Genomic DNA, 21177 nt, shown 5'->3' with positions numbered 1-21177 from the left:
TTTCTGTGTTGCCGGGTAGGTTAAGCCCGGCACTCTGCCAGGCTTTTCACCTGGCCTGAACCTGTCTGGTTAGTCTCGGACAACCACGCCTCAAACCCCGCCCCAATCGCCGGCCATTCGGTATCGATGATCGAATACCATGCCGTATCCCGGTTCTGCCCCTTGACCACCATGTGCTGGCGGAACACCCCTTCAAAACTGAACCCCAGTCGCTCTGCCGCATATTTGGAGCGGCCGTTGCCGTTATTGCACTTCCATTCCAGCCGACGATAGCCCTGCTCGAACGCATACTTGGCCAGCAGGTATACCGCTTCGGTGCTTCTCGGTGAGCGCTGCATCGGCGCGCCAAAGGTGACGTGGCCGATTTCGATACGTCCCTGGGCCGGGACGATGGACATCAGGCTGAGGATGCCTTGCACCTGACCGGTCTTGAGGTCGACCACGCTGAAGAAATACGGCTCGTTGTGTTGAGCGTGGTTGTTCAACCAGGCATTGAACGCACTGCGCTCAGGAAAAGGCCCGTAGGGTAAATAGTCCCACAGCTTGGGATCGGCACCGGGGCCTTCAAGGGCTTGCCACAAGTCATCGCCATGGCGCGCCGGGTCGAGTTTTTCCAGGCGGATAAAACGCCCTTCAAGCAGTTGCACGCTGGGTGCCGGGACGCCTTTCCAGTCGGCGAGGGAGGTGGACATGCTGCGCTCCTTAAAGACCTTTGCGAAATTGGATGAAACCAGGGCGTTCGGCGATGCGTTCGTACAACTGGATCGCGGTGGCGTTGGTCTCGTGGGTGAGCCAGTGAACCTTACAGCAGCCGTCAGCCTTGGCGGTGGCGTAGACGAACTCAATCAGCTTGCGGCCCACGCCGGTGCCCCGTAGAGAGGGCTCTACGAGCAGGTCTTGCAGGTAGCAGGCGTTTTCGATGCTCCAATTGGAGCGGTGGTAGATGAAGTTGACCATGCCCACCGCCTTGCCGTCTTGCCAGGCCAGTGCGGAATGGGTCGGCTCGTTGGCGTCGATCAGGCGCTCCCAGGTGCTTTGGCTGACGGCGCCCGGCAGTTCGGTGTTGTAGAACTTCAGGTACGCCTGCCACAGCGGCAGCCAGGCGCCATGGTCGGCGGCGGTGACCTGGCGGATGTCGATCTGACTCATTCTGGGACTCCTTGGGGGATAAAGCCTGCGAGGGTCTGGTCGCGTACGTCGACGCTGGCGGCCAGCCCCTCGCGAACGCCGGCGATGTCGGCAGCGCTGCGGTTCTGGCTGAGTTTGCGTTTGCCGATCAGGCGCTCGATCGGCAACGCAAAGCCGACAATGGCTTTGAGCATGCCTTCAATGTAGTCGGCCGGGGCGTCGCTGACTTTCCACGGCTGGGCGCGGCTGCCTTCATGGCGATCGGTCAATGCACTGACCACCGCAAGCAAACGCTCGGCATCGGTAAACACCTCGGCCTTGCCGTAGGCATGCACGGCGATGTAATTCCAAGTGGGCACGACTTTGCCGTGCTCGGCCTTGGCCGGGTAAAACGACGGGCTGATATACGCCTCGGCGCCGGCGAAGATCACCAGAGCTTCACTTCCGTTTTGCAGGTCCTTCCACTGCGGGTTGGCCTTAGCCAGGTGCCCGTAAAGTGTGCCATCAGGGCCTTCATCGGGGTTGAGCAGCAGCGGCAAGTGGCTGGCTTGCAGGCCGTGCTCGCCCACGGTCACCAACTGCGCCAAGCGGGTGTGCTGGATCAATTGCTGCAATTCGGGCAAGTCTTCGAGGGCAAAGGCACGGGGCGTATACATAGAAATTTTCCTTGGCGAATGCCTGCATCCTAGGCAGGCTAATGGTTCGTTGTAAGAGCCATCTAGCGCTAATTTCATAGGTCCAATATGCCGCCCATTGCGCCGCCGTTGTCGTTCAACCCTGCCGGTATCGAGCTGGATCGCCGTCAAGGGCTGACGCGCCAGCTGTATGAAGCGCTGCGTCAACGCGTGCTGGACGGGCGACTGGTCAGCGGCACGCGTCTACCCGCCAGTCGTGACTTGGCGGCTGCACTGTCGATCTCGCGGAACAGCGTGGTGCGCGCTTACGATCAACTGTACGCGGAAGGGTTTATTGAAAGCCGAGTAGGCGATGGCACTTACGTCGCTCAATTGCCTACGGCAAAAAAACTATCCACAAAAGTATCCACAGGGTTTTCAACAAGCTTATCCCCAGCCTTATCCACAAATTGGTTGGATTTGCCGGTTAGCTCAGCCAGTGAAGTTATCCACAGGCCTGCTTTTGGGCGTGTGCAAACTCACCATTTACCGGTTCCACCTCCCGGGCCACCAAGGGCGTTTCGGGTCGGTGTTCCGGCATTCGATCTGTTTCCATTTGAGGTATGGGCCAAGCTGAATGGGGCTTTCTGGCGCAAGCCCGACTTGGCACAACTCTGTTATGGCGACCCGGCGGGGGACGACCGCTTGCGTGGCCTGATTGCCGCGTACCTGCGCAGCTCGCGGGGCATGCAGTGCTCAGCTGAACAAATTGTGATCACCAGTGGCGCGCAGCAGGCAATCAGCCTTTGTGCACAGCTGCTGGTGGAGCCCGGCGATGGCGTGGCGGTGGAAAACCCCGGCTACCGCGCCGCAGGGCATGCGTTCGCCCTGGCAGGCGGGCAGCTGCACGGTGTGCCAGTGGACGGCGAGGGCATGGATTGTCAGGTGCTCAACCGCCTGCAGGATTGCCGTGTGGCCTATGTCACGCCTTCACATCAGTATCCGTTGGGCGTGGTAATGAGCCTGGCACGGCGTCTGGAATTGCTGGCCTGGGCCGAACGCACGGATGGCTGGATCATCGAAGACGATTACGACGGAGAGTACCGCTACAGTGGCGCGCCGCTCTCGCCGCTCGCCGCCTTGGACCGCAACGGGCGGGTGCTCTACGTCGGCACCTTTGGCAAAGTGGCCTTTCCGGCGTTGCGCCTCGGTTACCTGGTATTGCCACCGGCGTTGGTAGACGCCTTCGCCCGGCGCCGCGCCGTGGACATGCGCCACTCCGAGGTCAGCACCCAGGCGGTGATGGCTGAATTCATGGCGACCGGGCATTTCCAGCGGCACATTCGCCGCATGCGCCGGGCCGCGTTGAGCCGCCGCAATGTGTTGTTGTCGGGTTGGCCCAGCGGTTTGCCGGGTATGGGAGAACTGCCCAGCGTTGCGGCGGGGCTGCATGTGACGGTGCGTGTCGACAGCCTGGCCCGCGAACAGCAACTGCTCGCGCAGGCCCACGCGGCGGATGTCGAGATCAACGGCTTGAGCGCTTATTGGCTGGCGCAATCAATCACGCCGGTGGATCAGCGCGCAGGCCTGGTATTGGGGTTCGCCGCGGTGCCCGAAGCCGACATGGCCTCGGCGCTGGCGCGATTGCGCCAGGCCTGGCAATGCTGATCAGGTGCCCGATTTGATTTTGGTCCAGGCCCGTGTCCGCGCACGTTCCGCATCACGCCCCAAGGGTTTCAAGGTGTACAGCGTGGCCATCGACGCCTCGGTGGGGTATAGGTTTGCGTTGTTGCGAATTGCCGGGTCGACCAACTCGGTCGCGTCCTTGTTGGGGTTGGGGTAACCGACGAAATCGCTGACCGGCGCGATCACCTCTGGCTGCAGCAGGTAGTTGATAAAGGTGTAGGCGTCCTGAGGGTTTTGCGCGCCCTTAGGGATGGCGAGCATGTCGAACCAGATCGGCGCGCCTTCTTTGGGCAGGCGCATGTCCACCGTCACACCATTCTTGGCTTCCTTGGCGCGGTTGGCGGCCTGGGAGAAGCTGCCCGAGTAACCCACGGCCACGCAGATGTCGCCGTTGGCGATATCGGCCATGTACTTGGAGGAGTGGAAGTAGGTGATGTAGGGGCGGATCTTCATCAGCAGCGCTTCAGCCTTGGCGTAGTCCTTGGGGTTGCTGCTGTTGGGGTCCAGGCCCAGGTGCTGCAAGGCCAGTGGCAGGATCTCCGAGGGCGAATCGAGAAAGGCCACGCCGCATTGCTTGAGCTTGCTGATATTTTCTTCCTTGAAGATCAGGTCCCAACTGTCTACCGGTGCGTTCGGCCCCAGTGCGGCCTTGACCTTGTCGGGGTTGAAGCCGATCAGGATGGTGCCGTACATGTAGGGCACGGCGAATTTGTTGCCGGGGTCGTTGGCTTCGATCAGCTTCATCAGCTTGGGATCGAGGTGGTTCCAGTTGGGTAACTGGCTGCGGTCGAGGGGCTGGAACACCCCGGCTTCGATTTGCTTGGCCAGGAACACGTTGGACGGCACTACCACGTCATAGCCGGAGTTGCCAGTGAGCAGCTTGGCCTCCAGGGCTTCGTTGGTGTCGAAGATGTCGTAGACCAGTTTGATGGTCGGGTTCTGCGCCTTGAAGTCCTCAAGCGCCTTGGGGGTGATGTAGTCGAACCAGTTGTAGACCTTGAGGGTTTTTTCTTCGGCCTGGGCCGCGCCGCTTAAGAGCGTGGCGCATAAGGCTAGGGGAGTGAGCAGCTTCATCGGGTAGCTCCTTGTTCGAAACCTTCGAGCACGTTGACGGCGTTGATGCCGATTTCTTCCACCGCGTAGCCGCCTTCCATGACGAACAGCGTGGGTTTGCCAAGGCGAGCCAGGCGTCGGCCCATGGCCAAATAGTCTGGGCTGTCGAGTTTGAACTGGGAGATCGGATCGTCCTTGAACGTATCTACGCCCAGAGACACCACGATGATGTCGGCGTCATAGCGTTCGGTTTCCTTACAGGCCTCGTCCAGCGCCGCGCTCCATTGATCCCAACCCGAACCGGCAGGCAGCGGATAGTTGAAGTTGAAACCTTCTCCCGCGCCTTCGCCCAGCTCGTCGGCATAGCCGAGGAAGAACGGAAATTCCGCTTCCGGGTGCCCGTGGATAGAGGTGAACAGCACATCGTTGCGCTCATAGAAAATCGACTGGGTGCCGTTGCCGTGATGGTAGTCCACGTCAATGATTGCGACCTTCTTGTGGCCCTGGTCGAGAAATGCCTGGGCCGCGATGGCGGCATTGTTGAGGTAGCAATAACCGCCCATCAAATCGCTGGCGGCGTGATGCCCCGGCGGGCGGCACAGCGCGAAGGCACTGTGCGCGCCTTGCTGGATTGCCTGTTGCGCGGTCAGCGCCACCTGCGCCGCACTGTACGCCGCTTGCCAGGTGCCGGCGGTGATCGGCGCGCCGCCGTCGAAGCTGTAGTAACCCAGTTGGCCGTGCAGGCTGGTGGGCAATACCCGGCGCAACGTATGGGCCGGCCAGGTATACGGCAGCAGGTCGCCGTCGGTGGCGAATTCAGTCCAGCGCGCCCAGGCACCTTTGAAAAACGCCAGGTAGTCGCGACTGTGGATACGTTGCAGCGGCGCCAGGCCGAAATCCTGCGGCGCCTGCACCGGGCCGAGTTCGCGGTCCTTGACCCGTTGCAGTACATGGTCGGCACGCGACGGCATTTCGAAGCAGGGCATCAGTTGCCCGTCCATCAATTCGCACCGGCCGTGATGCAGGTGATGATCGTCTGAGTAGATCGTCAGCATTTTTTTGTTCTCCGCAGGCTGTTTCGGTGCATGCAGTCTTGCGCCGGGCGGCGTGCATGAGAACGGTAGGAGCGGCCAAAAGGGGATAAATAGGGCCAGCCTGTGTGTCCGCAATTCGCCCCATGTTGGCGCGGCCTGCCATTTTCGTGTGCGTCTGCTTCATCTAATAACGTAGGAGCAAGCTTGCTCGCGAAAAGCGTCAACGATAACGCGTGCATCCTGGATAAATGCGGTGCCGGTGAGTGCTTCGCGAGCAAACTCGCTCCTACACAAGGGGTTGGCTACTCACGCACGAAACTGACTCGGCGCCACTCCGCTCCAGCGCACGAATGCGTGGCGAAAGCTCGCAGTCTCGCTGAAGCCCAGTTGTTCGGCGATTTGGTAGATCGGCATTTCATCTTGCGCCAACCACTGCTTGGCGCGCTCGAAGCGCAGTTCGTCGAGCAATTCCTGATAGCTGCACCCCAGCGCTTGCAGGTGCCGGCGCAAGGTGCGCGGTGAGCAGTTGAGCTGTTCGGCCAGCCGTTCCAGGCCCGGCGCGGCGCCCAGTTGTGCACTGAGCAACTGGCGCACGCGGCCCAGCCAAGCCTGACGCCCGGTAAACTCGATGTTCTGTTTGCGGCAGCGTTCGGCCATGGCCTGATGGGTGATGGTGTCGGCCAGCGGCAATGGGTGATCGAGCCATTGGCGGTCGAACGCAAAGGCGTTGTCCGTGGCTTCAAAGTGCAGCGGGCAGTTGAACGATTCGCTGTAGCGCGCCTGATAGTCCGGCGCCAGGTGTTCGAAGCGTGCGCCCAGCATAGGCAAAGGCTGGCCCAGCAGGTCATCGCAGATGACTTTCAGCGAGACCAGGCACAGCTCGGCATTGAAGGTGGCCAGCGCCGTGTCTTCGCGATAGTCGCGGGCGCAGAACCAGACGCGTTGGCCGTCGTCCTCCAGGCTCAGTTCGTACAGTGTTCCCAACAGCGCCGGGTAACGCAGGGCCAGGCGCAAAGCGTCACCTAAGGTGGCACTGGTGAGGAGGGCATAGCCGAGCATGCCGTAGGACGACACATGCATGCGTCGGCCCAGGTCCAGGCCGATGTCGCGACAAAGGGCCACGGCATTGGCGCATACGCGCATCTCCTGGCACGTGGTAATGCGCGTGTCGGCATGGCTCAGGTCGGCGGCGCTGATGCCGCTGCCAGCCAGCAATACTTCAGCAGCCGGGCCCTGGCCCTTGAAGGTGGCCAGAACCAGGGAGACGGCGTTCAGTGTGGTCAGGTGCGAGTGCAGCATGGGGAATCTGCGCAAAGTGGGTATTGCTGCGCAGCAAGTTGCATGCCGCCTATTCGCCGGAGGCGGGATCGGGTTAATCGAAAAACAGTTGTCTGGCCTGTTCCTTGCTGAGTTCGCTGCGGAAAAAGGCGATCTTTTGCGCGTCATTCAAACCTTTAGGCGTATCGGCCGCCGGCCCCAGACGAGCCTCTGCGACAGTTTTCAGGCGACCCGAGAGGTAAGACCTGGGCACGGTCCAGGAGGTGCTGTAGTGAAAGTGCGCATACCAGAGCACCTCATGGGTTTGGCGCAGGCTGATGGTGTATTCATCCAGGTAGTCGGGCCGAACGCCTTTCAGGCGGCGCCGGTTGATGGTTTTCCTGATGGTGATCGCGTTGCGGCTCTTCAGCCATTCCACACCGGATGGCGTGGGCGGATGTTGTTTGAGCGCATTGGTGACCTGCTCGTTGCTGCGTTGATACAGGTCGGTGATAGCCAGGCTCAACGCTTTGTTGACGGGGCTACCCGCCGGCGTATCGGCGGCGTTGCTTTGGGTTAGCGCGTGATCGATGGCGGCGCCGGCCTGCTCCAGCTTTCTGGCTTGCTGGTGGTACAACTGCTCGATACCGAAAGGTGTTCGATCCGTCTGTTGTGCACGGGCGGAAGCACGCTCAAGGAAGGTCGGAAGTTCGTCCAGCAGCGCCTGACCTTCATTGATGCGGGCTTGCACATCCACCGGCAGGGTACTCGGCGGTGGCGTTTTTACCCGCTCCACCCAAACCCCCTTGGGTTTCTCATGAAACGTAGCGACTACCTGTTGGGTCAGCGGCGAGCGGATATCCACCAGCCAAGTCTCCTGCGCGACATCTTCCAATCGGAGCTCGCCAAGCAGTTGGCCGTGGTAGCGGGTTTTGATGAATTTGCGTTGCTTACTGGGCGGCGTGGCCGGCGGTGTCGGGCGACTTCTGAGGATATCCCGCTCTGCGCTGAGCAGGCCCAGGTGGCCCACGGCACGCTGCTTGAACTCATTCAGTTGGTCACGCAATTCCGTAAGTTGCGCGTCGATCGCTTGCGCGGAGTATTCCGAGGGGAAATCCTGCAGGCGCTCGTCAAGCAAATCGAACTGCTCGACCAGGCTGCTCAAGGTGTCGATGCGTTCGTCCATGCGCGAATCGCTGCGTTCGAGCAGCGTATCGCGCAGGCACTGGATAGCAATTGTCGCCTTGTCGATGATCCCATCAATCCCGGCCCAGGCCTTGGGTTGGCTGGCGACGGTGTTTTCGGGCATGCACAGGTTGCGCGTCACCTCGACCTGCAGCGTCTTGAGGTCATCGATGCTATAGGACGGCAATGCGCCTTGGGTGTTAAGGATCAGGCGCGCGCCATCCTTGGCAAGCTTATGCAGTTCATCGAAGCGGGTTTGCATGTAAGTCAGGTGTTCGATCATCTCGGTGTTCAAGGTCTTCAGGCGACGAGATTCTTCAATTGGACGTTCCTGCGAGGTTTGGACCTGGCTTTCGATTTGCTCCAGCGCCGTGCGCAGCCTCGGGGTGAATTCGATCAGGGTTTGCTGGATGCTGGCCTGAGTCATCTCGGTCTGGGCCTTGAGGTAGCCCAGGGCTTTTTGCGAGTAATCCGGGGTTGGTTCTTGGACGCTCAATTCCTTGAGCTTTTGCAGGGCGTTTTCATAATCGGTGCATTGCTCGCTCAGGGTTTGCTGGTAACTTTGCCTGCGGGACTGGGCCGATGTGGAAGGGCCGGCCTGCGCCGCTTCTCGTGCGTGCTGCAATTGTTGCTGGGCGTCCTTTTTGCCACTTTCGAAGTCACTCAACTGTGTGCGCAATTCTTGCGCGCGCTTTTGCGCCAGCGCTCTGCTCTTTTTAATAAGAACCTTGGGCCCGGCCCCACGCAGTCGCAGGCGCGTGTCGATGAACCACTGGCCCTGACGGTTGTGGATCAGCGGCGGGCCGGTGCGATCAGGTTGGTTCGCATCGACGATCAACACCGCGTCGTTCTCGTCCACCTGCACCTGAAACCACCGCTCGCCCACTGGCGCGTAGTAGTGCTGCCCGCTCCAGTATAGGTGTTGGTGGGCGCCCTCGGCGTTGATGGCTTTGCCGAGCGTGGTTGGTTTATCCACCTTGAAGCGCTCCAGCACCGCGCCCAGGCTGGCCGGTGTGCGGTTGGCCACGCCAACGCTGTGCAACGGTTGCCCGTGGTTTGACGGCAATGTGTCGCTGCGGATGTCTGCGATTTTTTTGATCACAAATTTAATGTCGGGGGTGGGACGTGGGGCGGGTGCTTTCTGCTGGCTTGTGGCCGTGCTGGCGGCCTGGCGACGCGGTGCGCTGCGGGCCGCACTGTGTAACGCGAGGGCTATGCCGAGGTTGAGCAACAGGTCGGTAAGCGTTACCTGGGATGACTGCTGATCCGAATGGCGTTGGGCGTCGACCAGTTGTTGCAGGTCATCCATGATTTGCCAGATCCAGGCGGCGGCGCCCACGGTACGGCCGAGAAACGGCAACGCCGTGTTGAAAATGATCCAGCCGGCGCGCTTGAACGTGGCCCAGCGAGCTTCGGCATTGGACACCGATTGACGGTCCGCCAATTTGACCAGTGCGTCGGCATTGGCCTTGAACAGACCCTCCATCACGTCGCCGCCCATGACGTTTGTGCTCAGGCTCAGAGGCCCGCTCAGGGTGATCAACTTGACCGGGTCCACCAGGAAGTCCACCACCACCCAAGGTGACGGCAAAGGGCTGGGGAACACGTAACGTTCATAGTCACTGCGCGCGTTATCGGGCAGCCAGGCCAATACCGAATCGCGCAGGCTGTCGGATTGCTGGAGGGCATACAGCAAGTTGGCGGGCGAGGGGTACTGGGTCAGCGGTTGGTCGAGCAAAGGCCGATACAGCAGGCAGGGTCCCGTCGCCATGTCCTGCGGGCCGATGACAAACATGTTGTCGACGGCATCTGGCGTGGCGTCCAGTCGCCGCGTGGGCACAAAGGCCAGTGGGCGAATGACGATGGGCTTACCGTCCACCTGGCGATCGGCAGCCTCGGCCTGCAATGCCATCGCCACGTAACGGTAGCCGCGCTCATCAATCCCCGCTTCATTACGAATCTTGCATTGCAGCGCCAGAAGCGGCAGTTGAATGCGCAGGTGCTCGGTATACAACTGCTGGCGGCGTGCGGATTCCTTGGGGTCGTCCAGCAGTTTTTGCTTGATCAGTGCCGGATAGGCAGTGCCGACATCGACGCGCCTAATCAGTGATTCCAGATAGTTGATGGTCAGCCATTCGGGCAATACCTGGGTGGTTTTCTGCCGCAAGGATTTGATGCCCAGGGGCAAAGCAATCAGGTTTTGCAAGGCCAGCTCCGCCAGGTCGAACCGCGTGGTGTCGATTTTCCCCGGTATGGCAAACGTGCCCCAGAGCACCGGGCTCTGAATCTCGATCTCAAGGCCGTCGAGCGTCTGCAGGGGGGCGTCAGGATGGTCCTTGAGCATTTCGGCGCGCAACCGGTCCTGGGTAAACTGCCGGATGGGCGCGATCCCATCCTGGTAGGACTGGCTCTGATTAGCGCTGTGCAGTGCCGCCAGGTCTTTCAAATGCCGGGAATAGGCGTTCAGGTCCTGGGTGTTGGCGCTGTTTAGCCAGCCGGGCAAGGCGTGACGGTACCATTGCATATCGACGCCGTCGCCCTGGGCAGACGGCGGCATGGCCGCCACGGTAGGGCCGTCAGTGTTGTGCAGGTCGGAAGAATAGAGAGTGCCGATGGCTTCTATCTGAATGTTGATCATGACGCAGGCCAACTGGTCGAAGAAATCACCGTCCAGCTCCAGCAATCGCCACTGAATCTGCGTGTGCTTGGTATTGGTGTCGATCAGTAACGGCAGGTCATCGCCCAGTTGCTCAAGGGTGCTGTATTTCTTGTACCCCTGCAGCAGCGAGTGGATCAGGATCACCTCGCGCCCGTCCTGCTTGCCGATCAGCACGCTGACCAAGTGTTCGTTGAGGTGGCGCACGCGGCCATCGGCTTCGACCTGATCAATGTCGATCAGGTAAGCCCGGGTAGTGTAAGGATCGTTGGCGCGCCGGTCGAGCGGGTCGGGGGCCAGGTAGAGCTGGCGCGCCATCCGGCAGTCCTCGGCCGTCCAGCCACCGATATAGTGCACATTCCAGTAGTCGCGCAACACGCTCGACATCATATGCAAGCGCGGGCCTCGGTCGCCGTCGACGCAGTTCCAGTAGTCCACTTGGTACTGCTGGTAAGCGCGCAGCATCAGCGGCGCCAGGGTGTTGAGGAGGCCAGCGATGTCGAGAATGCTCACCGGCAGGTGCACCGCAGGTTCCATGATCGGCTGTTGCGTGAGGAACTGCTCGCCCTCGATATACCGGGTCGGCACTGCCAGCACCGCCTGTATCGCGAGGATATCGGTAAGCGCCTGATAGTGGGGCGGGCGGGTGACCACTTGGTCTTCGACGATTTCCCTGGCGGGGGTGCCGACCATAGCGATGTTGGGATCGATGTCCAAGTGGGGATAGCGTTCCCGCAATTGCTCGCGCAACAACGTGGCGGCCACTTCGCGAAATATGGGGCCGCTGGACATTTGGGTGAGCAAGACCTGCGTAAGGTTGGTGCGAACAGCGGGTTTAGGCCTGGGCGTGAGTGAGGTCATGGGCATTCCTGGCGGGCAAAAAAATGGCAACGACCCGAGAGGAATCGGGTGTTGCCATGCTAGAAAGCTCGTCGACAGGAGGGCGGTGCTTATATAGCGTTCAGCCCAACTCGCCGCACAGGTTGGTTTCCACCAGGCGGCGAACTTCATCTTGGCTCAGCCCTGCACCGATCAACGCATTGAGCTTGCCGAACGCAGTTTCGCGGGTCATCCCGCCACCGGACAGCACGCCCACGCCGCGCAAACGGCTGCCGGCTTCGTAGACATCCAGTTCCACGCCGCCTTCATGGCATTGAGTGACCGCAACCACCACCACTCCATGGTCCTGCGCACGCTGGAGGCTGGCGAGGAACCCAGGGTTATCGCTTGGCCCGGTGCCGCTGCCGAAGCACTCCAGGATCAGCGCCTGAATGCCGCTGCCGATCACTGCGTCCAGCACCGCCGCGTCGATACCCGGCACCAGAGGCAGTACGCCGACCGTGGCGAGGCCCTTGGCTTGGCGATAGTCCAACGCAGCAGGCAAGGCCGTGGCGCGCGGCACACCGCATTGGCGTTGCAAGGCGGCGAAGGGATGGCGCCCGAAGCTGCGGATCTTCGCGCAGCGCGTCGGGTCCATCAGTGCGCCGTGGAAGTACAGGTGCACACCTGGTGCCAAGCCGTTGCCCAAGGCTTGCAGCGCACCGCTGACGTTTTCCCAGGCATCACTGTCCGGCACGCCGGCTGGCAGCATGGAGCCGGTGAACACCACCGGTGCCGGCAGACCCAGCAGTTGGAAGCTCATGGCCGCTGCGCTGTAGGCCAGGGTATCGGTGCCGTGCAGGATCAGCACGGCATCGCAGCCTTGGTCCACGGCGTCGATCACTGCTGTGTGCAAACGCTGCCAGTACGCAGGGGTCATGTTGGCGCTGTCGATCAGCGGCGCCATTTCCTGGAAGCGCCACGCAGGCACAGGCTGGTCGGTGAGCTGTTCGCGCATGCGTGCTTCAAAACCGGATGCGGGAGCCAGGCCATTGGCGCTGGCCTGCATGCCAATGGTGCCACCGGTGTAGAGCACCATGACGTTGTTAGCTGGTTGCATCGAGAAATCTCCTGAACGAAAAACGCCGCCGGGCCCAGAGCATGCCCAAGGCCGGGCGGCGTGTCATCTACCTAACTGCGCTCAGCGTTGCGGTTGAGCGTTCAGTTCAGCCGAGGCTGCCGCTTCCGGTTTTGCCGGGTTCGCTGGCCAGGCCTTGCGGTCCAGGTCCAGGTCAGGGAACTGGCTGGAATCGAACACAGGGGTCTTGATGCCTGCCGCACGCTGGTTGTCGTAGTCATTCAGGATGCGCATGGCGATCTTGAACAGGAACGCCAGGGCAAACAGGTTGACGAACGCCAGCAGAGTCATGGTGATGTCGGCAAAGGCGAACACGGTGCCCAGGTTTTCGATCGAACCCCAGAAAATCAGCACCAGCACCAGCGCCCGATAACCCATCAGCACCTTGCGGTTATTGCCGACCAAAAAGCGCAGGTTACTCTCGCCGAGGTAGTAGTTGTACATGATCGAGGTGAACACGAACAACGCCAGGGCCACCGAGATGAACATGCGACCCCAATCGCCCACTACCGCTGCCAGGGAGTTCTGGGTCAGGGCAATGCCGTCGCCTTCAAAGCCCGGGGTGTAGAAACCGGAGAGCAGGATCAGCAATGCAGTACAGGTGCAGATCACGAAGGTGTCGAGGAACACGCTGAACGCCTGGACCACGCCTTGGGCGATCGGGTGTTCCACGGAAGCCACCGCCGCCACGTTAGGCGCACTGCCCAAGCCGGCTTCGTTGGCGAACACGCCGCGTTTCACACCCATGATGATCGCGCTGCCTACCAGGCCACCGAAGGCTTGGTCGAGGCCGAAGGCGCTCTTGACGATGGTCGCGAGCATGGCTGGCACTTGGTCGAATTGCAGCACGATCACGTACAGGGTTACCGCGATGTAGATCAGGGTTTTGACCGGCACCAGCAGGTCGGCGATCGAGGCGATGCGCTTGATCCCGCCGATGAACACCAGGCCCAGCAATACCGCCAGCGCCAGGCCGGTGTAGGTGGTGTCCAGGCCAAAGGCGTTGTTCAGCGAGTGCGTCACGGCGTGCGCTTGCAGGCCGTTGAAGGCAAAGCCGAACGTCACCAGCAGCAGGAACGCCATGACCATCCCCAACCAGCGTTTTTGCAGGCCGTGCTGGATGTAGTAAGCCGGGCCGCCACGGTAGGTGCCTTCGGCATCGGTGCGTTTGTAGAGCTGGCCGAGGGAGCACTCGATGAAACTCGAAGACATGCCCACCAACGCGGTGACCCACATCCAGAACACGGCGCCCGGGCCACCCAGGGTCACGGCAATGCCGACACCGGCAATGTTACCGGCACCCACACGGCCGGCCAGGCTGAGCATCAGCGCCTGGAACGAGCTGAGCTGGCCAGCGCTGCTTTTCAGGCTGTCTTTAAACACCGAAAACATGTGGAAGAAGTGACGAAATTGAACGAAACGCGAGCGAATCGTGAAATAACCGCCGAGCCCGACAATGAGCACGATCAGTACTTTCCCTGAGAGGAAGTCGTTGATGACTTCGAGCATGGAGTGTTCCTCGCTGATTTTTCTAATGGCAAACGCAGGACGGTTCGACGCCGTCGCATCGCACCAGGCAGTGCGCGACAGTTCGACCCCAATCCTTTTGCGGGTTGTTATTCATGCGGTTTCGCGCAGTTTCAGGGCCTCGTTACCGACGGCCGCAGACGCGAGAGGGGCGGCACTATACCTAGGCGAACGTGATTCGTCTGCTCGGGCTGATTAAAGGTTTCACCAAAATGCGAATAAACGCCACAAACCAATGTGAGAGCAGCTGTCTGGCAGCGGCACCGCATCCTGACGCCAAGCGCTGCCAAGCTCATCGTCATCGCCTCGAAGCCGACATGTGTACCTCTTATTAGTGCCCGTCGCGAGAGCTATGTGAAACGAGCGTTTTGATAGTCCGGCGTTTGCACATTGTGGCACTGAAGTTACATCGGGAAGTGCCCGACCAAAAAAGGGAATCTTTCCGACATCGCTTCCAGATATTCATTCTTTACCCTCTGCGCTCTTGTGAAATCCAGGAGCAAAGGAATGATTTCCAACGAGTTGAAGGAGGGGGTACCCGGCGTCGATTCGTCCAGGCTGTTCTCTGCACAAAACCGACGATTGATCAAGCTGACTACCCCCGCTATCAATGAGCAGGAACTCCTGCTTGAGAGTTTCTCTGGGACTGAAGCATTGTCGACCCTGTTCAGCTTTGAGCTGTCTCTGCTCAGTCAGGATGCTCGGCTGGAACTCAAGTCACTGATCGGGCAACCGGCGCAGTTGGAAATTGAACTGGCGACGGGAGAGCTGCGCTATATCCATGGCTTTATAAGCCGTTTCAGCCTGCAAGACAGCGATAACGGTCTGGCGCGCTACACCGCAACACTAGGCCCTTGGTTGTGGATGCTGACACGGCGTCAAGATTCTCGGGTCTTTCAAGAGCAGACGGTCGAAGCCATCATTCGTTCGGTACTGGCCGGTTACGGTACGTTGCCCGTATTTGAGTTTCGACTGATACAGCCACTCAAAGTCCATAGTTACATCACACAGTACCGTGAGAGTGACCAAGCGTTCGTCATGCGGCTGCTGGAACAGGAAGGTTTGTTCTTCTATTTCGTCCACGAAAAAGATATACACACCCTGATCGTCAGCAACCACTCCCCGTCGCTGACACCGATACCGCAGCAGCCACAAATACGCTATCACAGTGCATCGGTCACCGAACTTGCGGACTCTATTACGCAGTGGAGCAGCCATCGGACGCTGCAGTCCGGCCGCATGTCCTTAAGGACCTTTGACTACAAGCAGCCCCGAAATGCGTTGTCAGTTGGCATAGCCAGTGTGAATGAGCAGGGTACGGTGGACCCTTACGAAATCTATGATTTATCGGGGCATTACACCCATGCCACTGGCCAGCAAGGTGAGGTACTGGCCCGGCGGCGCCTGGAAGCCATTGAAGTACAAGGCAAGACGTTCAAAGGCGCGAGTAATTGTCGGGCTATGGGATGTGGTTACACCTTTGAACTGACCCAGCATTTTGATCACGACCGTGATGTTCGGGAAGACCGTCAGTTTCTTCTGTTGTCGGTCGAACATCGAGGCAGCAATAACTATCTGTCAGACCAGCCGGCCAGCTATGACAACAGCTTTGAGTGTATCCGTCACAAGATTCCCTTTCGGCCTCTGGTCCAGGTCCCGCGCCCGATTATTTCGGGGCCGCTCACCGCCATTGTGGTAGGGCCCGAAGGTGAGGAAGTGTTTACCGATGACTTGGCTCGGGTGCAGGTGCGCTTTCATTGGCAGCGTGAGCAAGATCCTTCCAAAGATACGACGTGGCTGCGGGTGGCCATGCCCAGTGCGGGTGAAGGTTTCGGTCATCAATTCCTGCCGCGCATTGGGCAGGAAGTGCTGGTAACTTTTCTCGCGGGGGATATCGACCGCCCGGTTGTTACTTCGGTGCTTTACAACGGCGACCACTCGCCGCCACGGTTCAGTAACGCGGCGGGGTTGCCGGGCAATCGAACGTTGTCTGGCATCCAGACCCGCGAGCATAAGGGGCGTGGTTTCAACGAGCTGCTCTTTGACGACACCCCCGGCGAATTGCGTGCTCGGGTGGCCACCACCCATCACGCCACCGAATTGAATCTGGGCAAGTTGGCCATGCCGCGAACAAATGGCAAAGCCCAACCCCGTGGCAATGGTGCCGAGTTGCGCACCGACGCCGCCATTGCCTTGCGGGCTGCTCAAGGGATGCTGCTGACCACCTATGCACGCCACGGCGCGCAAGGTTCGCAATTGGACCGCGAAGAGTTGCTCAGGCTGCTGGAGGAGTGCGGTGACCTGTTCCAGTCACTTGGGCAGACCGCTGCGGCGCGTGGTGGGCAGCAGGTGGACAGTCAAGGCATCGAGGCTTTGCGCCAATCCTTGAATCAATGGCCAGCCGCCGATAGCAACCAAGCAGGTGACCCTATTGCCGCCCTCGCGGCAGAGGCAGGCATTGTCAGCGCCACGCCGCGCTCGCAGGTGCATTACGCCGGTGAAAATCACGACACCACCGCCCAAGACCATCTGCAGTTAACCAGTGGCGCAGCGATGCACTTGCGTGCGGGTAAAGGTATTTCAGCGTTTGCTCAGGATGAAGGTATCAAAGCGATTGCCAATCGCGGCAAGGTTTTGGTGCAAGCCCAAGAGGACGACATTGCCCTGAATGCGCAAAAGAACCTGCAACTGTCGGCCGCCGAAGGCGAGGTGGTGATTAGCGCGCCCACCATACGGTTGGTGGCCGATGACGGTAGTTACATCAAGATCGGTGGTGGGGTCGAGATTGGCACGCAAGGTAAGGCCATCGTGCATGCCGGTGAGCATGATTGGGTTGGGCCCAAGTTCGATAGCGTGGTGCCTGCGGTATTTGGAAGGGATTCGGCGGCGCAACGTTTGGCCTTTCACTATCCGGGCCACGACGACAACAGTCCTCGCCTGGCGGGTGACCACGCTTATCAAGTGGACGTGGGGGATGGCAGCGTGGTGCAGGGCGTGACTGATGCGGCAGGGCTGACGGAGCGGGTTGAACGAGAGGTCATGCACCGCGTTGAGGTGACCGCCTCGCGCAAGAAGGATAAATCCGATGAGTAATTCCGGTTTTTACACCGTGGCACAGTGCAGCACCCGTTTGCTTCCAAACTGCATCACACCCCGCAAGCTGGAAGTGCCTGCCGACCTGCCTGGCGTGGTGATTTTCTTGCACGGCGTCAACGACCCGGGGGCAGCCTATGAGTCGGTTGAGACGGGCTTGTGCCAGGGGGTTAATGAGCGGTTGGATCGGCCGGATCTTAAGGCGGGGCGATATGGGGCTGAGTACAGTGCGGCGAAAGCTCTGCCAATTGAAGAGCTTGTGGGTGAGGAAAAACAGATACTCGATGACCCCGACACTTACCTATACCGCCGCGATACTGCCGACCCCAAAACCCGCAGCCTGTTGATCCCATTCTACTGGGGCTACCGAGCGGCACCGCAACATATCAAGCGCGATGATGCAGGTGACCCCTTCAAAATGCGCAACCAGTACCAGGATGTGCATGGCAATCGGCTGGACCGCCACTTTGCCAAGGCCGGTGGTTTTTTTACCAACGCCACCAACAACCTGATTGAGATGTACGGCGATGGGTTCAAGCCAAACATTAAATCCTGGGCGGCCAACAAAACCAGCAATTATCTGTACTTCGACCATGCACCGTTGCGGCACTATTTCGTGATGGCTGCGCACCGGTTAGCGATGCTTGTTCGGGAGATACGTCGCCTTTCTCCTGATGAAACCATCACCATTATGGGCCACAGCCAGGGCACCCTGATCAGTCTGTTGGCCCAGGCGCTGTTGGTGGATGACAACCAACGCTGCGCCGATACCGTGATCATGGTCGACTCGCCCTACAGCGTCTTACCCAGCGTTACCCCCAAGGGCAGCGACACCTTGTCGACACTGATACGCATCGTCACTGCAATCACCCAGGCTCCTCACGCCCAACCGCCTCTCGCCGACCTCAGAAATCCGCAAACCTACGGCGGCCGTTCCGGCCCGCGATGGTCACCGGAACAGGGAACTCGCCTGGACAAAAACCAGAAGCTGACAGTCTTCCCCGAGCGCGACAATCGCGGCAAGGTTTACTTGTACTTCTGCCCGGACGACACCACCGTCGCACTCAAAGACGTGCAAGGCATCGGCACCTTTGGCATGCCGGATGTACTACCCAACGGCACGCCGGCCATGACGGTGTTGCACTCTTTGCGCTTCTATCAGCGGATGTGGACCAAGCGCCATCGGGACGGCGAGCCCGTACTCGTGGGTAAAACTGCTCAACCCGAACAGATGCGGGCTGGCGGAGAATCTTACCATCCAGGCGGATGGTCGCTTCCCGCCCTTGTCTCCCGGGCCGGGGTGCGCGAAGGTCAGGAACGGCACATCAACGCCGAGGCGCTGCAGCCACCCCATGCCCCACACATGTTCGGTGGCGAGGCAATAAGCGGTACGCCGACGACCTCGGGCCTGGACCGGCCCGACGATGTCGGCAAGGGTGTGGCGCTGGGCAAGGAGGCGGCCAAGTTTGAGTGGATTCAAATGCCGCCCGAGTATGACCCTCCGTTGACCACCCAGCGAGAAGCACTGGCACGTTTTAACGCGCAAAGTGAGGACCCTGAAGACCACACCCGCGCGGTTCGCAAGTCCACGAAGCATTCGCACCATGAGCGTGAAGAGACGCCACGGGAAGCGCGTGCGCGTATGGACGTGGACAGCAACGCTTGGGAGGAAAACTCCTATCACTCAGGGGTGTTGCGCAGCCCGGAAAACCATCGCTGGGTGACGGCGATGGACATTGCGATTGGGCAGGCCAGGTGCCTGGATGATCCGGTGATGCGGGAGGTTTTGGTGGCGATTGCGGATTGGAAGATGGATAAGAAGCAATTTGGGATAGTTGAAAAGCTGCCGGGTTGGTCGCGGTTAAGTACGCACGCTCGATCATTGGTCAAAGCAAGTTATGTGTATTACCAGGAGGGCGAGTTCCCTTCCACTGATCTGGTGTCATTGACCCCGCCAACGCTAGTGACTGGCGCCTCGAAAAAGGAGGTGGCCAATGAATGATCGTCGATCCTACATGGAGCTTAGACCGCGCCTTACAGGTTACTTCTGGATAGCCGCGATATTGATAGCCCTTTGGCTTGGGTCTGTCTGGTTTATTGAGCCGATTTCACAGGTAGACAACATGGAAAGTCGAGACATGGGCGTAATGATGGGTAAGGGGATCATTGGTGTCTTTGGGGCATTGATATTGGCCTACAGCGGTCATTGGTGGGGCAAGGCCTTGGCCTCTGAGGAGAAACAACTGGCCGATTACAGGTCCAGTGTCATGGGCAAAAAAGCAGAGCAGATGGCCGAGCAGGAGCGTACGTATTCACTGGAGATTCGGGGATCAGGACTGGCAGTACACCGACGGCACCAGTCGGAAATCTGGCACCTGATTGAGAAGAAGAAAGATAACTTTGCATCCATCTATTCGAAAAATCCCAGTGATTACAAACCTTCTTTGGATTCCCGAGAGATCACTCAGAGCATCAACATCCGCGTGGCCTTCAAGCATTCAGCCAACGACTCAGTGGCGTACTGGCCGATTCCGGTGTTCGCAATTGCACCACCCAAACAACCTGAAGATACAGGTGCGGCCGGAAATATTTTAGGCGGGCGAAATGCCGCCACGCTGGGCGTCACTTTGTTCCTGTGGCAGGACGCGGAAAATTCTCTCCATGCTCAGGGCATGGTGGAGCGGTTATTTCAGTTTTTCGATGATAATCCGAAGGTGCCGCAGGCGTTGATCGTCAGTGAAGATGGTGATGTCACTCGAAATGGTTACCGAGTGGCTGGCACTCCTGGCCTGCAAAACGTTTCAGTCGTCCCTACCGTGTTTGAAAGCATGACCGGCCTGCTGGTAACGCGCTCGGACCGGGTTGATCGCTATATCCGACCGTATGTGACCAATGACTCCGAGGACAATCAAAACAAGAACACTGACATGGGCAAGCTGTGGGCGTTTTATTGGAAGCACTCTCCTGCGTTTAGAAAAGTTTATGAAGACGCCGAGCGTGCAAAAGGGTTTAAAGACCCCGACGCCCCCGGCACCATGTCCTCCACCTACTGGCACGCCCAACTCCCCGACCTTTGGCGAACCCTGAGCAACCGAGGCCCCGGCGATTTCGTCCCTTCCCCTTGGCTCCCGGTCCGCTGGGCACGCCATCAGGTTGCCGAGTTCGACGCCGCACCGATACTCGGCTACTTGCACCGCCCTATCAAAGTTCCGATGCAGGACGAAGCCGGCAAGCGGCTCAAGCCCGCCCTGCAGGTCAAGGCTCTGCAAGCTGGCTGGCTAAAAGCTGTGGACACCTTGCCCAAAGACCAAAAGCCCGTGCGCGTGTTCTACGACAGCACCGCCAACACTGCCGGCGAAATCGCCCTGAACAACGCCTTGCACGCCCTCAACACCGACGGCCATGGCATCGAACTGGGCAACGTCGAAGAGGGCTACGACATCGGCCGTCGTCTGGGCAATACCGGCGTCAGCAGCACCCTGGTGCAAATCAACCTGGCCACGATTGCCAGCTACAAGGACGGCGGCGTGAGCGCGGTTGTTTATTCCGGCTCGGACGGCAGCGTCAGCGTGCAAATGGTTCGGCCACCGGATGAGGCACGCAAGGCACAAAACCAAAAAAACCGTGGCAGCGACCCCTTCAAATATGGCGCACCGGGAGGTGGCGCATGACTAATCCCGTCTGCCTGGGAGACGCCACCAGCAGCGGCGGTACCGTTATTTCCTGCCAACTCGCGGGTACCCACACCCTCAACGGGAAAACACCGGCAGTGCTTGGCGACAAGGCGACGTGCCCACTGCATGGGGGCGAATTTGCTTTTGTTGAGGGGCATCCGAAAAGGCGCATGAATGGTATTCCGATAGTGCTGCAAGGGCACTGCTTGTCCTGCGGGTGTCATGGGATTGCGGGTAATGCTACGGATGTGAAAGTTATTTAGGAAGGCGTCTGTTTGCTGATGACGGCAGCGACCTTAAGGTCGATGAAGGC

Annotated in this window: 14 protein-coding genes; 5 read left to right on the top strand and 9 right to left on the bottom strand. The window is 59.7% G+C overall.

The window, feature by feature from the left end:
- Positions 1-20 precede the first annotated feature (20 nt).
- The 3 genes from AACY44_RS06365 to AACY44_RS06355 are packed head-to-tail and all read right to left on the bottom strand — an operon-like array spanning position 21 to position 1784.
- Positions 21-692, bottom strand: a complete 672-nt coding sequence (locus tag AACY44_RS06365) for a GNAT family N-acetyltransferase (RefSeq protein ID WP_339507035.1) — start codon at positions 690-692, stop codon at positions 21-23.
- A gap of 10 nt (positions 693-702) precedes the next feature.
- Positions 703-1149, bottom strand: coding sequence for a GNAT family N-acetyltransferase (locus AACY44_RS06360; RefSeq protein WP_339418642.1), 447 nt, complete (start codon positions 1147-1149; stop codon positions 703-705).
- A complete protein-coding gene (locus AACY44_RS06355; RefSeq protein WP_339418643.1) occupies positions 1146-1784 on the bottom strand; it encodes an FMN-binding negative transcriptional regulator in 639 nt (212 codons plus the stop codon). The genes AACY44_RS06360 and AACY44_RS06355 overlap by 4 nt, the downstream gene beginning before the upstream one ends.
- An 87-nt stretch (positions 1785-1871) precedes the next feature.
- Here AACY44_RS06355 and pdxR point away from each other — a divergent pair, with 87 nt between their 5' ends.
- Positions 1872-3410: a MocR-like pyridoxine biosynthesis transcription factor PdxR gene (gene pdxR / locus AACY44_RS06350; RefSeq protein ID WP_339418644.1), complete on the top strand. Its 1539-nt coding sequence runs from the start codon at positions 1872-1874 to the stop codon at positions 3408-3410.
- Here pdxR and AACY44_RS06345 read toward each other — a convergent pair whose 3' ends face one another.
- The 6 genes from AACY44_RS06345 to AACY44_RS06320 all read right to left on the bottom strand — a co-directional run bounded on the left by AACY44_RS06345 (position 3411) and on the right by AACY44_RS06320 (position 14079).
- Positions 3411-4502, bottom strand: a complete 1092-nt coding sequence (locus tag AACY44_RS06345; protein WP_339418645.1) for a polyamine ABC transporter substrate-binding protein — start codon at positions 4500-4502, stop codon at positions 3411-3413.
- Positions 4499-5536, bottom strand: a complete 1038-nt coding sequence (locus AACY44_RS06340) for a histone deacetylase family protein (protein WP_339529948.1) — start codon at positions 5534-5536, stop codon at positions 4499-4501. Before AACY44_RS06340 ends, AACY44_RS06345 begins: the two co-directional genes overlap by 4 nt.
- 285 nt (positions 5537-5821) lie before the next feature.
- Positions 5822-6814 carry an AraC family transcriptional regulator gene (locus AACY44_RS06335; RefSeq protein ID WP_339427703.1) on the bottom strand — a complete coding sequence of 331 codons (993 nt, stop codon included), beginning with the start codon at positions 6812-6814 and terminating at the stop codon, positions 5822-5824.
- Positions 6815-6887: 73 nt separating this feature from the next.
- Positions 6888-11474, bottom strand: a complete 4587-nt coding sequence (locus tag AACY44_RS06330; protein WP_339418648.1) for a hypothetical protein — start codon at positions 11472-11474, stop codon at positions 6888-6890.
- 100 nt (positions 11475-11574) lie between these two features.
- On the bottom strand, positions 11575-12552 hold the full coding sequence (locus AACY44_RS06325; RefSeq protein WP_339436625.1) for an asparaginase: 978 nt from the start codon (positions 12550-12552) through the stop codon (positions 11575-11577).
- Positions 12553-12633: 81 nt separating this feature from the next.
- Positions 12634-14079, bottom strand: a complete 1446-nt coding sequence (locus AACY44_RS06320; RefSeq protein ID WP_339418651.1) for an alanine/glycine:cation symporter family protein — start codon at positions 14077-14079, stop codon at positions 12634-12636.
- A 525-nt stretch (positions 14080-14604) separates the two neighbouring features.
- On the opposite strand from AACY44_RS06320, the gene AACY44_RS06315 reads away from it, so the two are divergent.
- The 4 genes from AACY44_RS06315 to AACY44_RS06300 are packed head-to-tail and all read left to right on the top strand — an operon-like array spanning position 14605 to position 21127.
- Positions 14605-17190 (top strand): type VI secretion system Vgr family protein, encoded by a 2586-nt coding sequence (locus AACY44_RS06315; protein WP_339418652.1) that lies wholly within the window; start codon positions 14605-14607, stop codon positions 17188-17190.
- Entirely contained in the window at positions 17183-19192 is a 2010-nt protein-coding gene (locus AACY44_RS06310; protein ID WP_339529946.1) for a T6SS effector phospholipase Tle3 domain-containing protein, read from the top strand. The genes AACY44_RS06315 and AACY44_RS06310 overlap by 8 nt, the downstream gene beginning before the upstream one ends.
- Positions 19185-20861, top strand: a complete 1677-nt coding sequence (locus tag AACY44_RS06305; RefSeq protein ID WP_339436628.1) for a type VI lipase adapter Tla3 domain-containing protein — start codon at positions 19185-19187, stop codon at positions 20859-20861. Before AACY44_RS06310 ends, AACY44_RS06305 begins: the two co-directional genes overlap by 8 nt.
- Entirely contained in the window at positions 20858-21127 is a 270-nt protein-coding gene (locus tag AACY44_RS06300) for a PAAR domain-containing protein (RefSeq protein WP_339418655.1), read from the top strand. Before AACY44_RS06305 ends, AACY44_RS06300 begins: the two co-directional genes overlap by 4 nt.
- Positions 21128-21177: the final 50 nt, after the last annotated feature.

It is taken from the genome of Pseudomonas sp. RA_15y_Pfl1_P11, from assembly GCF_963970975.1.
GTDB classification, from domain to species: Bacteria; Pseudomonadota; Gammaproteobacteria; order Pseudomonadales; family Pseudomonadaceae; genus Aquipseudomonas; species Aquipseudomonas tritici.
This window is presented reverse-complemented; position numbering and strand designations above follow the sequence as displayed.